Annotated in this window: 13 protein-coding genes; 6 read left to right on the top strand and 7 right to left on the bottom strand. The window is 65.5% G+C overall.

The window, feature by feature from the left end; all coding sequences use genetic code 11:
• Positions 1-3: 3 nt before the first annotated feature.
• From ugpA to proC, 4 genes are all read right to left on the bottom strand, one after another.
• A complete protein-coding gene (gene ugpA / locus BPET_RS11725; RefSeq protein ID WP_012249228.1) occupies positions 4-885 on the bottom strand; it encodes a sn-glycerol-3-phosphate ABC transporter permease UgpA in 882 nt (293 codons plus the stop codon).
• A gap of 108 nt (positions 886-993) precedes the next feature.
• On the bottom strand, positions 994-2307 hold the full coding sequence (gene ugpB, locus BPET_RS11730; protein ID WP_012249229.1) for a sn-glycerol-3-phosphate ABC transporter substrate-binding protein UgpB: 1314 nt from the start codon (positions 2305-2307) through the stop codon (positions 994-996).
• Between the two features lie 181 nt (positions 2308-2488).
• A complete protein-coding gene (locus BPET_RS11735; protein WP_012249230.1) occupies positions 2489-3055 on the bottom strand; it encodes a queuosine precursor transporter in 567 nt (188 codons plus the stop codon).
• Positions 3052-3885: a pyrroline-5-carboxylate reductase gene (gene proC, locus BPET_RS11740; protein ID WP_012249231.1), complete on the bottom strand. Its 834-nt coding sequence runs from the start codon at positions 3883-3885 to the stop codon at positions 3052-3054. The genes BPET_RS11735 and proC overlap by 4 nt, the downstream gene beginning before the upstream one ends.
• A 398-nt stretch (positions 3886-4283) precedes the next feature.
• On the opposite strand from proC, the gene BPET_RS11745 reads away from it, so the two are divergent.
• The 5 genes from BPET_RS11745 (at position 4284) to BPET_RS11765 (ending at position 9132) form a co-directional block, all read left to right on the top strand.
• Positions 4284-5399 (top strand): branched-chain amino acid ABC transporter substrate-binding protein, encoded by a 1116-nt coding sequence (locus tag BPET_RS11745; RefSeq protein WP_012249232.1) that lies wholly within the window; start codon positions 4284-4286, stop codon positions 5397-5399.
• Positions 5400-5505: 106 nt separating this feature from the next.
• A complete protein-coding gene (gene livH / locus BPET_RS11750; protein WP_012249233.1) occupies positions 5506-6432 on the top strand; it encodes a high-affinity branched-chain amino acid ABC transporter permease LivH in 927 nt (308 codons plus the stop codon).
• The gene (locus tag BPET_RS11755; protein WP_012249234.1) at positions 6432-7667 is read left to right on the top strand and encodes a high-affinity branched-chain amino acid ABC transporter permease LivM; all 1236 of its coding nucleotides are present in this window, start codon (positions 6432-6434) and stop codon (positions 7665-7667) included. Before livH ends, BPET_RS11755 begins: the two co-directional genes overlap by 1 nt.
• Positions 7664-8431, top strand: a complete 768-nt coding sequence (livG, locus tag BPET_RS11760; RefSeq protein WP_012249235.1) for a high-affinity branched-chain amino acid ABC transporter ATP-binding protein LivG — start codon at positions 7664-7666, stop codon at positions 8429-8431. The genes BPET_RS11755 and livG overlap by 4 nt, the downstream gene beginning before the upstream one ends.
• Positions 8431-9132, top strand: coding sequence for an ABC transporter ATP-binding protein (locus BPET_RS11765; RefSeq protein WP_041863841.1), 702 nt, complete (start codon positions 8431-8433; stop codon positions 9130-9132). Before livG ends, BPET_RS11765 begins: the two co-directional genes overlap by 1 nt.
• 387 nt (positions 9133-9519) lie before the next feature.
• On the opposite strand, the gene cuyB is transcribed toward BPET_RS11765, so the two are convergent.
• Genes cuyB through BPET_RS11780 form a run of 3 tightly spaced genes read right to left on the bottom strand, consistent with a single transcriptional unit; the run spans position 9520 to position 12683 of the window.
• Positions 9520-10257 (bottom strand): cysteate racemase, encoded by a 738-nt coding sequence (gene cuyB, locus BPET_RS11770; protein ID WP_012249237.1) that lies wholly within the window; start codon positions 10255-10257, stop codon positions 9520-9522.
• The gene (locus BPET_RS11775; RefSeq protein ID WP_012249238.1) at positions 10254-11690 is read right to left on the bottom strand and encodes an N-acyl-D-amino-acid deacylase family protein; all 1437 of its coding nucleotides are present in this window, start codon (positions 11688-11690) and stop codon (positions 10254-10256) included. Before BPET_RS11775 ends, cuyB begins: the two co-directional genes overlap by 4 nt.
• A 21-nt stretch (positions 11691-11711) precedes the next feature.
• Positions 11712-12683, bottom strand: coding sequence for a Bug family tripartite tricarboxylate transporter substrate binding protein (locus BPET_RS11780; RefSeq protein ID WP_012249239.1), 972 nt, complete (start codon positions 12681-12683; stop codon positions 11712-11714).
• A 114-nt stretch (positions 12684-12797) separates the two neighbouring features.
• On the opposite strand from BPET_RS11780, the gene BPET_RS11785 reads away from it, so the two are divergent.
• On the top strand, positions 12798-13763 hold the full coding sequence (locus BPET_RS11785; protein ID WP_012249240.1) for a LysR family transcriptional regulator: 966 nt from the start codon (positions 12798-12800) through the stop codon (positions 13761-13763).
• Positions 13764-13818: the final 55 nt, after the last annotated feature.

The following is a 13818-nucleotide window of genomic DNA, read 5'->3' on the forward strand; positions in this document are numbered from 1 at the left end:
GAATCAGTACTGCACTTTGCGGTCGATGTAGCGGAACTGCACCACGGTCAGCGTTACCACGATGGCCATCAGCACTACCGATTGGGCGGCTGACGAGCCCAGGTCCAGGCCGTGGAAGGCGTCGCTGTACACCTTGTAGACCAGGATGGACGTGGCCGTGCCCGGGCCGCCCTGGGTGGTGGTGTCGATGACGGCGAAAGTGTCGAAGAATGCGTAGATGATGTTGACCACCAGCAGGAAGAACGTGGTGGGCGACAGCAACGGGAACACGATGGTCCAGAAGCGCCGTACAGGCGAGGCGCCATCGATGGCGGCCGCCTCGATCAGCGAGCGCGGAATGGATTGCAGGCCGGCCAGGAAGAACAGGAAGTTGTACGAGATCTGTTTCCAGACGGCGGCGATCAGCACCAGCGTCAGGGCCTGGTTGCCGTTCAGGCGCGGGTTCCAGCTCACGCCCAGGTCATACAGGGCCACGGCCAGGATGCCCACCGAGGGCGAGAACAGGAACAGCCACAGCACGCCCACCACGGCGGGGGCCACGGCATACGGCCAGATCAGCAGTGTCTTGTACAGCCCGGCGCCGCGCATGACGCGGTCGGCCATTACAGCCAGCAGCAACGATACGGCCAGGCCTACGAAGGCCACCAGCGCCGAGAACACGGCGGTGACGCGGAACGAGTCCAGATAATCAGGTTGGCGGAACAGGTCGACGAAATTGGCCAGGCCGACGAATTCGGAAGACAGCCCGAAGGCGTCCTGCAACTGCATGGACTGCCACATGGCCTGGCCGGCGGGCAGGAAGAAGAAGATCAGCGTGACGGCGATCTGGGGGGCCAGCAACAGGTACGGCAGGGTCTTGTGTCGGAAGACGACGCGTTTTTCCATGGATGCACGCCCGTGGGAAATCATGAGCCGGCGGCTGACCAGCCGCCGGGGAATGCCGCGCAGGCCCCGCCGCCGGCCCGCGTAGGGCGGACAGCGGGGCCCGGCGGTTTACTTGACGCTTTTCTCGAACTTTTCGAGCAGCTCGTTGCCGCGGGTGACCATGACCTTGATGCCGTCCTGGGCAGAGGCCTTGCCGGACATGATGCGTTCCATTTCCTGGTCTTCGATCTCGCGGATCTGCGGCAGGAAGCCCAGGCGCAGGCCGCGCGATTGCGCGGTGGTCTCGACGTTGAGTTGCTTGACGCCGACTTCGGTGCCGGGGTTCTTATCGTAGAAGCCTTGCTTCTTAGTCAGCTCGTACGCGGCCTTGGTCACGGGCACGTAGCCAGTCTGCTGGTGCCAGCGGGCGGCGATTTCGGGGCTGGCCAGGAAGTGGAAGAACTTGGTCACGCCCTTGTAGGTCTCGGGCGACTTGTTCGCGAACACCCACAGCGACGCGCCGCCGATGATGGTGTTCTGCGGCGCGCCCTTCACGTCGGCGTAGTAGGGCAGGGTGGACGTGCCGAACTCGAACTTGGCGTTCTTCGAGATGTTGGCGCGCAGGCCGCTGGAGCCGGTGATCATGGCGCACTTGCCGCCAATGAACAGCGAGTTGGGCTGGTCGCCGCGTCCGCCGTACATGAAGATGCCTTCTTTGGCGAGCTTGGCCAGGTTGTCCAGGTGGCGCACATGCAGCGGGGTGTCGATGGCAAGGCGGGCATCCAGGCCGCCGAAGCCGTTGTCCTGGGTGGCGTAGGGCACGTTGTGCCAGGCCGAGAAGGTTTCAAGCTGCACCCACGACGGCCAGGACGTCGTGTAGCCGCATTCTTGTCCCGCGGCTTTCAGCTTCTGGCCGGCGGCGGCCAGTTCTTCCCAGGTCTTGGGCGGTTGTTCGGGGTCGAGGCCGGCTTTCTTGAAGGCGTCTTTGTTGTAGTAGAAGACGACCGTGGAACTGTTGAACGGCATCGAGATCAGCTTGCCTTCCTGCGACGAGTAGTAGCCCGCCACCGCGCCGATGAATGCCTTGGGGTCGAGCGGATCGCCGGCTTCTTCGGACATTTGCTGCACCGGCTTGATGGCGCCCTTGGCGTACATCATGGTGGCCGTGCCCACTTCGAAAACCTGCAGGATGTCGGGCGCATTGCCCGCGCGGAACGCCGCGATGCCGGCGTTCATGGATTCGCCGTAGTTGCCTTTGTAGACGGCGTTGACTTTGTAGTCGGGGTTTTTCTTGTTGAATTCCTGGACCAGCTCATTGACGCGTTCTCCCAGCGCGCCTTCCATGGAGTGCCAGAATTGGATTTCGGTGGCTGCGTGCGCCGAAGATCCGGCGAAGGCCGTCAGCAGGGCGGCGACGGTGAAGGCGAGGCGGTGAGATCGCATGGAAGGTCCTCCTTGGTTGCGTTGCTGTGGCGCGGGGTGTCCGGCCACAGAGAACACGACACCTTATGTACGGTTTGTGACAGAGACGTGACTTTTACACCAGCTGCCAGCGCTGTCAAATATCAAATAGCGTACGCCAGTAACGCTTGCTTGGGCGAATGGGGCACGAATGGCTGGTGTGTCAGCGCGCCGGCTGCTCGATGGCGGCGGGGCGGGCCAGGTTCCACATCAGGGCGCGAAAGGGCGCGAGCATGCTCAGGTTGACCGCCAGCTTGATGGCCAGGTCGCCGAACATCCAGGTGACCCATGGCAGGCCGGTGGCGGCGAAGGCCACGCTGAAGAACACCGCGGTGTCGAGCACCGCGCCAACGGTGCCCGAGAGCAGCGGCGCGCGCCACCAGCGCTGGTCGCGCAGGCGGTCGAAGACCTGGATATCGGCCAGTTGGGCGCAGATGTAAGCCAGGCCGGAAGCCAGGGCGATGCGGGGCGACGCCACCCATACCGACACCGCCAGGGCGGCGGCGAAGCCCACCCAGGCCACGCGGCGCGCGGCGGCCGGGCCGAAGCGGCGGTTCAGCACGTCGGTAACCAGGAATGCCACCGGGTACGACAGGCCGCCCCAGGTCAGCCAGTCGTTCAGCGGCACCTGGACCAGGATGTTCGAGCCCACCACGATCAGGCCCATGCAGAACACCGCCACGGCGAACTGCCGCGCCATCATGGGCTGGAAGCGTCGAGCTGTGCTCATTTGCCGAACTCGCTGGCCAGCTCGCGCGAGCGTTGGGCGGCGGCCTCGATGGCCTGGCGCACGATGGCCGCGAGGTCGGCCTGCTGGAAGACCTGCAGCGCGGCTGCGGTGGTGCCTCCTTTGGAGGTGACCCGTTCGCGCAGCACGGAGGGCGGGTCGTCGGATTGTGCAGCCAGGCGCGTGGCCCCGTCGAGCGTGCCCAGCGCCAGTTGGCGGGCCTGATCGGGGCTGAGGCCGACGGCGACGCCGCCGGCGATCAGGGCTTCCAGAAACAGAAATACGTAAGCCGGGCCGCTGCCCGACAACGCGGTGACCGCATCGAGCGCGACATCGTCGTCCACCCACACCACCTGGCCGACCGAGCCCAGCAGGCGTTCGGCCAGCTCGCGGCCGGCGCGGTCAACGCCTGGCAGCGCGGCCAGGCCCGTGACGCCGGCGCCGACCAGGGCAGGAGTATTGGGCATGCAGCGCACCAGGTTCTGCCACGGCGAGCCGGGTTCGCCCAGCCAGCCCGACAGGGTGTCGGCGCGGATGCCGGCGGCCACGCTGATGACCAGCGTGCCGGGTTGCAGCCAGGCGCGAGTCGCCGCGACAGCCTCGCGCAATTGTTGCGGCTTGACGGCGTAGATCCAGACGCGGCATGCCTGCAGGGCGGCATCGGGCGCGCCGGCAGCGGTAGCGCCGCGGGCGCGCCAGGCGTCTTGCACTGCGGGGGTGGGGTCGATGGCGTGCAGGTTGCCGGCGGGACAAGTTTTGCCCGCCAGGCCGCTGGCCAGGGCCGAAGCCATGTTGCCGCCGCCGATGAAGGCGATAGAAAGCTGGGTATCCATAGGGCGCGATTGTAGCTGCCGCGGGACTGACCTGGCGCAAGCGCGGTGTAAGTATGTTGGCAGATACTGCGGGCGCGCGGGCGACCCAGGGGCGCCAGGGTTATACCTTGGTTGCACCCAGGCAACACTGCGCGCTGGCTGTCCTGGCACAACCCGGGTGGCACCTGAAACCTGGCCCGTAGCTACCCGCTACGGAGTCAGATATGTGTCCCCTTTTTTCTAAGGCTCAAAAATATTGGGGATTACACGCAGTGACACCGCGAGGTGCTGCTTTCAGAATACCGCCCACGCTGTACTTTTGCCCAAGAAGCCGGCAATGGTCGCATCGGGCTGCCGGGTATCCCCTGGCAATGCCGGCGCCTCCAAAGCTGCCTATCCCTTTCGCCGGAGAATTCCGAATGAAGCTTCTGCACCGCGTTACCCCTGTCGCCATGGCATTTGGGGCGTTGCTCCTGGCTGGCGCCGCACAGGCGGCCGACACTATCAAAATCGGCATCCCCCAGCCCATGACCGGGCCCAACACTCAATATGGCACGCAGATTCAGGCAGGCGCGCTGACCGCCATCGAAACCATCAATGCCCAGGGCGGCGTCAAGGGCAAGAAGCTCGAGCCCATTCTCATTGACGACGGTTGCGAGCCCAAGCAGGCCGTGCCCGCCGCCAACCGCGTGGTCAATTCGGGCGCCAAGTTCGCCGTGGCGCATGCCTGCTCGGGCGTTACCGTGCCGGCCGTGAACGTGTATGAACAAGAAGGCATCGTCGCCATCACCCCGGGCGCGACCTCGCCACTGGTTACCGACACCACCAAGCCGCACTTCTTCTTCCGCACCATCGGCCGCGACGACCAGCAGGGTCCGTTTGCCGCGCGCTACATCGCCAATACGCTCAAGCCCAAGAAAGTGGCCGTGCTGCACGACAAGCAGACCTACGGCTCGGGCGTGGCCACCCAGGTAAAAGAAACGCTGGAAAAGAACAATGTCAACGTGGTGATGTTCGAGGGCATTAACGTTGGCGACAGCGATTACTCGGCGGTCATCACCAAGCTGAAGTCTGCGGGCGTGGACCTGGTCTATTTCGGCGGCTACCACCCCGAACTCGGCCTGCTGCTGCGCCAGTCGCGTGAACAGGGTCTGGACGTACAGTTTATGGGCCCCGAAGGCACTGCCAACCAGGATCTGGTGGCCATTGCCGGCCCGGCCATCGAAGGCCTGCTGGTGACGCTGCCTTCCGACTTCACCAAGCTGCCCGGCAACGAGGGCATCGTGAAGGCGTTCCACGACGCCAAGCGCGACCCCGATGGCGCCTTCCAGATGCCCGCCTACGCGGCGGTGCAGATCCTGGCCAAGAGCATCGACGCAGTGGGCGAAGACCCCGCCAAGGTGGCCGACTACATGCACAAGACCGCGTTCGACACGGCCATCGGCAAGGTTGAGTACGACGCCAAGGGCGACCTGAAGGACTTCGAATTCGCCGTTTTCAAGTGGGACAAGAGCGGCAAGAAGACCCAGCTGTAACCACGCGCCGCCCCGGCCATCCGCCAGGGCTTGAACGCACGCCCAGGTTTCCGGCTCCGGGTCGTCCTACCGGAGCCGGAACCATTTGGAGCATAGGTACCCATCCATGTCAGACCTTATCCCCCAACTTACCCAGCAGGTCTTCAACGGCCTTTCGCTGGGCGCGATCTACGCGCTGATCGCCATTGGCTACACAATGGTCTACGGCATCATCGGTATGATCAACTTCGCCCACGGCGAGATCTACATGATCGGCGCATACGTGGGCCTGGTAACCCTGACCGCCATCGGCACCAACAGCGGCCTGCCGTTGCCTTTCATTATTGCGGCCATGTTGCTGGTGGCCATCGTCGTGACCGGCGTGTACGGTTTCAGCGTCGAGCGCGTGGCGTACCGGCCGGTGCGCGGCAGCCAGCGGCTGGTGGCGTTGATCTCGGCTATCGGCATGTCTATTTTCCTGCAGAACTGGGTTGCCCTGGGGCAGGGCGCGCGCGACATGGCCGTGCCATCGCTGATCTCGGGCTCGCTGCAGTTCAACATGGGCTCGCAATTCGACGTGACGTTGCCATATTCCCGCATCATGATCATCGTGGTCACGGTGCTGCTGATGGTCGCGCTGTCGCTGTTCATCAAGTATTCGCGCATGGGCCGCGCCTCGCGCGCCTGCTCGCAGGATATGCACATGGCCAACCTGCTTGGCATCGACACCAACCGCGTCATTTCTTTCACCTTCGTGCTGGGCGCCATGCTGGCGGCCGTGGGCGGCGTGCTGATCGCCATCACCATCGGCAAGCTCAATCCGTTCATCGGGTTCCTGGCGGGCATCAAGGCGTTTACCGCCGCCGTGCTGGGCGGCATCGGCAGCATTCCCGGCGCCATGCTGGGCGGCGTGCTGCTGGGCCTGGCCGAAACGCTGGCCGCCGCCTATATCTCGTCCCAGTACAAAGACATTGTGGCCTTCGCGCTGCTGGTGCTGATTCTGCTGTTCCGCCCCACCGGGCTGCTCGGCAAACCTGAGGTGGAAAAAGTCTGATGGCCAACAACACCCTTAAAAACGCCACGATGGCGGCCGTGCTGACGGCCGTCATCGTCACGCCGGTGTTCGGGCTGCAGCTGGTTCGCCAGGGCGCCCGCACCAATATGGAAACCCACTGGGACCTGGTGGCTCTGGCCGCCGCGGTAGTGTTCGTGTTCCAGTTGCTGCGCCCCTGGCTGGCGCGGCCCTTCCAGCAACTGAAGACCAGCATCCCGATGTTGCCCTCGGCGCCGGCCAAGGGCAACAAATGGATCATCGCGCTGCTGATCCTGGCCGCGGTGATCTGGCCGTTTTTCAGCGGCCGCAGCTCGGTCGACATCGCCACGCTGGTGCTCATCTACGTGATGCTGGGCCTGGGCCTGAACATCGTGGTGGGCTTCGCGGGCCTGCTCGACCTGGGCTTCGTAGGCTTCTACGCGGTGGGCGCCTATACCTACGCGCTGCTGTATCACTGGGCAGGCTGGGGCTTCTGGGAAGCGTTGCCGTTCGCCGGCGCGATGTCGGCGCTGTTCGGATTCGTCCTGGGCTTTCCGGTGCTGCGTTTGCGCGGCGACTACCTGGCTATCGTCACGCTGGGTTTCGGCGAGATCATCCGCCTGCTGCTCATCAACCTGAACTTCATCACGGGCGGCCCCGACGGCATTTCGGGCATACCCAAGCCCACGGTGTTCGGCATGGAAATGGCGCGGCGCTCCAGCGTAGAGGGCGCACGCACGTTCCACGAGATCATGGGCTGGACGTTCGATAACCAGCACATGGTGAACTACCTGTACCTGATGGCGCTGGCGCTGGCCCTGGTGACTCTGTTCGTGTCTACGCGCCTGATCCGCATGCCGGTGGGCCGCGCCTGGGAAGCGCTGCGCGAAGATGAAATCGCCTGCCGCTCGCTGGGTCTGAACCCCACCCGCATCAAGTTGTCGGCATTCACGCTGGGCGCGATGTTCGCCGGGTTCGGTGGCGCGTTCTTCGCGGCGCGCCAGGGCATGGTCAACCCAGAGTCGTTCACGTTCATCGAATCGGCTCTCATCCTGGCCATCGTGGTGCTGGGCGGCATGGGTTCGCAGGTGGGCGTGATTTTGGCCGCCATTTTGCTGACCGTGCTGCCCGAGGTGGCGCGCGAGTTCGCCGAGTACCGCATGCTGATATTCGGCCTGGTGATGGTGTTGATGATGATGTGGCGTCCACAGGGGCTGCTGCCCATGAAGCGTCCCCACGTGGAGCTGGCCAAATGAGCGAAGCACTATTGAAAGTATCCGGGCTGACCATGCGCTTTGGCGGCCTGCTGGCCGTTGACAGCGTGGGCTTCGAGGTGCAGCGCGACGAAGTGTTCGCCATCATTGGCCCCAACGGCGCCGGCAAGACCACGGTGTTCAACTGCGTGGGCGGTTTCTACAAGCCCACGGCGGGCGACATCATCATGGACGGCAAGCCGATTACCGGCCTGCCCAGCCACAAGGTGGCGCGCCATGGCCTGGTGCGCACCTTTCAGAACGTGCGCCTGTTCAAGCAACTGACGGTGCTGGAAAACCTGCTGGTGGCCCAGCATACCCAGGTGGAATCCCGGCTGCTGCCGGGCCTGCTGAAGCTCAAGGGCTACCGGCAGTCCGAGGCCGAGGCGCTGTCGCGCGCGGCGCAATGGCTGGACTTCATGGGCCTGCGCCAGTACGCCAACCGCGAGGCCGGCAACCTGGCCTATGGGCACCAGCGGCGGTTGGAGATCGCGCGCTGCATGATCACCAAGCCGCGCCTGCTGATGCTCGACGAGCCGGCCGCCGGTCTGAACCCGCAGGAAAAGCGCGACCTGCAGCAATTGATCGACCAGTTGCGCCGCGAGTTCGGCGTGGCGGTGCTGCTGATCGAGCACGACATGAGCCTGATCATGGGCATTTCCGATCGCATCCTGGTCATGGAGCACGGCAAGCCCATCACCACCGGCACACCCGAGCAGGTGCGCAGCGACGAGCGCGTCATCAAGGCGTACCTGGGGGAAGAATGATGCTGAAGCTGGACAATATCCATACTTACTACGGCGCCATCCAGGCCCTGAACGGAGTCTCGGTCGAGGTGAACCAGGGTGAGATCGTGACCCTGATCGGCGCCAACGGCGCCGGCAAGACCACGCTGCTGATGACCGTCTGCGGCAATCCGCGCGCGCGCGAGGGCACTATTACCTTCCTGGGCGAAGACATCACCCGCCACGATACGCACCAGATCATGCGTTCGGGCATCGCCATCTCGCCCGAAGGGCGGCGCGTGTTCAAGGATCTGACCGTGGCCGAAAACCTGATGATGGGCGGGTTTTTCGCCAGCCGCGAAGCGATCCAGGAGGGGCTGGAGCACGTGTACACGCTGTTCCCGCGTCTGAAAGAGCGGGCGGTGCAGCGCGCCGGCACGATGTCCGGCGGCGAACAGCAGATGCTGGCCATCGGCCGCGCGCTGATGACCCGGCCCAAGCTGTTGTTGCTGGACGAGCCCACGCTGGGCCTTGCGCCGCTGATCATTGCGCAGATCTTCGACATCATCCGCACGATTCGCGAACAGGGAGTCACGGTGTTCCTGGTCGAGCAGAACGCCAACAAGGCGCTGCAAGTGGCCGACCGTGGCTATGTGCTGGAAAACGGCAAGGTGGTGCTGCAGGATACGGGCGCCAACCTGCTGGTGAACGACGACGTGCGCAAGGCGTATCTGGGCGGCTGAGCCCGGTTTTGCGAGGCCGGGGTAGGCAGCTGTCGTGAGTTGATTTCAGGTGTCCGCCTCCGGCAGGGTGTCGGATACCGAAGTGGGCAGCGGTTTCTCGGTAGTACGGTGTCTGACACCCTGACGGGAGTCAGACACCTGGCGTGACGGCTGGCTGGCGGGAGTCAGGCACCTGGGGATTTCAGGTGTCCGACTCCCGTAGGGTGTCGGACACCGAAGTGGGTAGCGGTTTCTCGGTAGTACGGTGTCTGACACCCTGACGGGAGTCAGACACCTGGCGTGGCGCTTGGCTGACGGGAGTCAGACACCTGGCGTGGCGCTTGGCTGGCGGGAGTCAGACACCTGGCGTGACGGCTGGCCTGAGACGTCTGGGTTAGGGCTGGGCGTTCAGGCGGCCTGGCGGTGTTCCGGGGTTTGTCGCCAGTAGTCGATGGCGGCGCGGGCCAGGGCGTCGATGGAGTCGGTCAGCAGTACGCCCAGGGCCGCGCGCTGGGCGTGGGGAATGGCGAGTGGCAGTTCGGTGCAGCCCAGCACCACCGCATCGGCGCCGCGGGCTCGCAGCAGGCGCACGCCTTGCATGGCGGGCTCGACTGCCGCGGGCAGGTCGCCGGCCTTGACCGCACGTATCGGCGCGACGCAATAGCGTTCGATTTCGTCGGCGTCGGGGACGATGCACTGATAGCCGTGCCGCTCCAGTCGCGTCTGGTACAGGCCCAGCGCCAGCGTGGCGGGCGTGCCCATCAGCCCGATGCGCCCGTGCGCCAGGCCCAGCCGCCGCAGGTCTTGCGCCACCGCATCAATGATGTGCAAGATGGGCAGCGGCGTGGCCGCGCACAATTGGTCGTACCACAGATGGGCCGTGTTGCACGGAATGGCGATCACACGCGCGCCGGCGGCATGCAAAAAGCGCAGGCCCTCGACCATGTAGGGCAGCGGATCTTCGCCGCCGCGCATGCGCGCATCGCTGCGGTCGGGAATGCGCGGATCGTTGCGCAGCAGGGTGGGGATATGCTGCTGGTCGATGGCGGCCGGCGTCAGCGCGGCCAGGCGCAGGGCGAAGGCCGCGCCCGCCAGCGGCCCCATGCCGCCCAATATTCCCAGATAGCCGGTCGTGTCGGGCGTCATGGCCGCACGGGCGCCAGCACCTGGCCGGGGCGGGCGCCGACGGCCTGGCGTCCGTCCCATACCTGCGCGCCGTTTACCCATACCGCTTCGATGCCGCGGCTTAACTGCAGTGGCTGCTCGAAGGTGGCCGCGTCGGTGACGGTGTCGGGATCGAACAGCACCAGGTCCGCGTAGCAACCGGGCTGCAGCAGCCCGCGACGCGGCAGGCCATATTGGGCGGCGGCCAGGCCGGTCATCTTGTGAATGGCTTCTTCCAGCGTCAGCAAATTCCGTTCGCGCACCATGGTGCGCAGCACGTTGGTGAACGTGCCCCATTGGCGGGGGTGCGGGTGCGGGTCGAAGGGCAGCCCGTCCGATCCCACCATGGTCAGCGGATGGCGGAAAATGCGTTGCACGTCGTCGGGCGACATCAAGAAATAAATAGCCCCGGCGGGGGCCAGGCGCTCCAGGGTTGCGGCTTCGTCCAGGCCGAGTTCGGCCATCACGTCGGCGAAATCGCGGCCGGTGGCCTCCGGATAGCCCTTGGACCAGGTCACCAGGGTGCGTTGGGCCAGCAGCACGCGGTCGAGCCGCAGCATGGTCGACGTGGCCGGATACGGATGGCAGTCCAGGCATACCGGCTGGGCGGCGGCAGCCCGGGTGATTAAGTCCAGCGTTTCGCGGGACCGTCCGTGGTTGCGCGCGCCGGCCAGCTTGTGATGCGAGAACACCACGCGGCAATCCAGGGCGCGGCCGATTTCCAGCGCTTCGTGCATGGCGGGGACGATATGGTCGGCCTCGTCGCGCAAGTGCGTGGCGTACACGCCGGCACGCCCGCGCAGCGGCTGGCATACGGCAATGATTTCTTCCGTCGTGGCGGCCGCGGCGGGCGGATAGAAGGTGCCGGTGGATACGCCGAACGCGCCCGCGTTCAGCGCCTGGGACAGCAGCGTCCGCATGCGCGCCACTTCGTCCGGATTGGCCGCGCGGGCGGTGTCTTCCATGGTGGCTACGCGCAGGGTGGTGTGGCCCACCAGCGGCACTACATTGACCGCCGCTGGCGCGGCGCGCAAGGCATCCAGCCAGGCGGCGAAGGTGCCGTAGCGGAACAACGCCTGCGGCCCCAGCAGGTCGAGCGGCTGCGGGATGTCATGGCCCGCCAGCGGTGCCAGGCTGATGCCGCAATTGCCCGTGACCACGGTGGTAATGCCCTGCGATACCTTGGGCGTCATGTCCGGATGCGCCAGCAGGTAGCCGTCGTCGTGGGTGTGCGAATCGATGAACCCCGGCGCCACGGCCAGGCCCGCTGCATCGATGACCGGGATGCCGGCCGGAACGTCAAAATCGCCCACCTGGACGATGTGCTGCCCGGCCACGGCAATGTGGCCGTGGCGGCGGGCCGCGCCGCTACCATCGACGATGGTGGCGTTCTGCAAAACAAAATCGGCGTGCATGCGGGTGAATCCAATACGCGGTCAGTCGAGTTTCTGGATCCCGGCGTCATCGATGATCTGCCGCCACTTGGCGGATTCGCGATCGATGAAGGCCTGGAAATCGGCGGGCGTACCCTGGCCAGGTTCGGCGCCCAGCTTGGCCAGCCCTTCGCGCACCGCGGGCGCGGCCAGCGCCTTGTTCAAGGCCGTATTGAGCGTGGCGAGGGTTTGCGGCGGCGTGCCCTTGGGCGCTACCACGCCGCCCCAGGAAATGGTTTCGTAGCCTTTGAGGCCTTGTTCGTCGAGCGTGGGCACATCGGGCAGCAAGGCCAGGCGCTTCATGCTGCTGACCCCCAGCGCGCGCACGCGGCCGCTCTGGACCAGGGGCGCGGCTTCCGACGAATTGATGAAGATGAAGTCCAGGCGGCCGCCCATCAGGTCCTGCAAGGCGGCCGGGCCGCCATTGTAGGGAATGAACGTGACGTCGATCTTGGCCATGTTCTTGAACAGCTCGGCGCCCATGTGGCCGCTGGTGCCCACGCCCGAGGCGCCATACGACAGCTTGCCGGGGTTGCCGCGCGCGCGGGTGATCAGGTCTTGCACTGATTTGTCGGGCGAATCGGCCGGCACGATCAACACGTTGTACAGGTTGAACAGATGGGCGACAGGCGCCAGGTCGGCGTCGACGTCATAAGGCAGTTTCTTGAACAGTGCGCGATTCACCGCCAGCGTGTTGATGTTGCCGTAGCCGATGGTGTAGCCGTCGGCGGCGGCGCGTTTAATCTGGATGATGCCGATATTGCCGGCCGCGCCCGGCCGGTTTTCAACCACGATGGGCGTGTCCAGTTCTTGCGCCAGCTGGTTGGTGACCAGGCGCGACAGCACGTCGGGCGAGCCGCCGGCCGCCGAAGGCACCACGAAGTTGATGGGCTGGTCTGGCCAGGCATGGGCCGCGCCGGCAAGTCCGGCGGTCAGCGACAAGGCGGCGAGGCCGCGAGCCACGATTTTGTGCATGATATTCCCCTGTGTCGATAATGCCCGGGCAGGTTATCACCGGGCCGGGCGCGGATCCCTATCGAAAAATGTCCCCGTCCTATAATCCGCCGTTATCGAACGGGGGAGAAAAACATGGTCGGGCAGCAGCACGAAGACACGCCGGACACGGTGCCGGCCAGGGATGCGCGAGGCGCGCCGCCGCTCAGCCTGCGCCAGATCGAAGTATTCCGCGCCATCATGATGGCGGGGTCGATCAGCGGCGCGGGGCGCGTGCTGCATGTGTCGCAGCCGGCGGTCAGCCGGGTGCTGGCCTTGACGGAAAGCCGCCTGGGCTATCCCCTGTTCGAGCGCGCCAAGAGCCGCCTGCTGCCCACGCCGGAAGCGCGGCGCCTGTATCTGGAGGTCGAGCAGGTGTATGGCGGCATCCAGCGCGTCAATGACCTGGCGGCCAACCTGGGCCGGCGCGGCGCGGGCATGCTGCGGGTGGTGGCCAGCGCCAGCTTTGGACAACGGCTGATTCCGCGGGCGATGGAGCGTTTCCGGGTACGCAATCGGTCGGCGCGGGTGGATTTCCGGACGGTGACCTTCGACGAGCTGGTGGGTTATTTCCTGAGCGATCGCGCCGACGTCGGCATTTCTATGACTGCGCCGGACCATCCCAACCTGAGCTCCACGCGGGTGGGCCAGGACTCGATTGTCTGCGCATTGCCGGCGGATCACCCGTTGGCGGCCCGCGAAGTGATACGCGCGGAGGACTTTTCTTCGGCGGCCTGGATCGGTTACCCCGCGGGCACGCCGCTGGACCTGGCCCTGGAAGGTTTCTTCGGCGCGGGCCCGGTGTCGCCGGCGGCGATCGAAGTGCATTCACCCGTGACGGCGCATGCGTTCGTGCAGCAGGGCATGGGGCCGGCGCTGCTGGACCGCTGGTGCATTCCCCCGCAATCCACCGTGGCGCAACGGCCCATAGAACCCGCGGCGCACGTCGAGATCTGGGCTACGCATTCCAACCTGGCGCCGTTGCCTTTGCTGGGGCGACGCTTCCTGGCGGCGCTGCAAGAAGTGCTGGCCGAATCATCGAATTTTGTCGGCCAGGCATAACCTGGCGCTATCGAGCGTGCGCCGCCAGCACGCGGCGCTGCGCGCAAAGCCTTGT

The organism is Bordetella petrii (assembly GCF_000067205.1).
GTDB classification, from domain to species: Bacteria; Pseudomonadota; Gammaproteobacteria; order Burkholderiales; family Burkholderiaceae_B; genus Bordetella_A; species Bordetella_A petrii.

Excerpts from the sequence above, each read along its gene's own strand:
- BPET_RS11765 (WP_041863841.1), top strand. The coding sequence starts at position 8,431 with ATGCTGAAGCTGGACAATATCCATACTTACTACGGCGCCATCCAGGCC.
- livG (WP_012249235.1), top strand. The coding sequence starts at position 7,664 with ATGAGCGAAGCACTATTGAAAGTATCCGGGCTGACCATGCGCTTTGGC.
- livH (WP_012249233.1), top strand. The coding sequence starts at position 5,506 with ATGTCAGACCTTATCCCCCAACTTACCCAGCAGGTCTTCAACGGCCTT.
- ugpA (WP_012249228.1), bottom strand. The coding sequence starts at position 885 with ATGGAAAAACGCGTCGTCTTCCGACACAAGACCCTGCCGTACCTGTTG.
- BPET_RS11785 (WP_012249240.1), top strand. The coding sequence starts at position 12,798 with ATGGTCGGGCAGCAGCACGAAGACACGCCGGACACGGTGCCGGCCAGG.
- ugpB (WP_012249229.1), bottom strand. The coding sequence starts at position 2,307 with ATGCGATCTCACCGCCTCGCCTTCACCGTCGCCGCCCTGCTGACGGCC.
- proC (WP_012249231.1), bottom strand. The coding sequence starts at position 3,885 with ATGGATACCCAGCTTTCTATCGCCTTCATCGGCGGCGGCAACATGGCT.
- BPET_RS11775 (WP_012249238.1), bottom strand. The coding sequence starts at position 11,690 with ATGCACGCCGATTTTGTTTTGCAGAACGCCACCATCGTCGATGGTAGC.
- cuyB (WP_012249237.1), bottom strand. The coding sequence starts at position 10,257 with ATGACGCCCGACACGACCGGCTATCTGGGAATATTGGGCGGCATGGGG.
- BPET_RS11780 (WP_012249239.1), bottom strand. The coding sequence starts at position 12,683 with ATGCACAAAATCGTGGCTCGCGGCCTCGCCGCCTTGTCGCTGACCGCC.
- BPET_RS11755 (WP_012249234.1), top strand. The coding sequence starts at position 6,432 with ATGGCCAACAACACCCTTAAAAACGCCACGATGGCGGCCGTGCTGACG.
- BPET_RS11745 (WP_012249232.1), top strand. The coding sequence starts at position 4,284 with ATGAAGCTTCTGCACCGCGTTACCCCTGTCGCCATGGCATTTGGGGCG.
- BPET_RS11735 (WP_012249230.1), bottom strand. The coding sequence starts at position 3,055 with ATGAGCACAGCTCGACGCTTCCAGCCCATGATGGCGCGGCAGTTCGCC.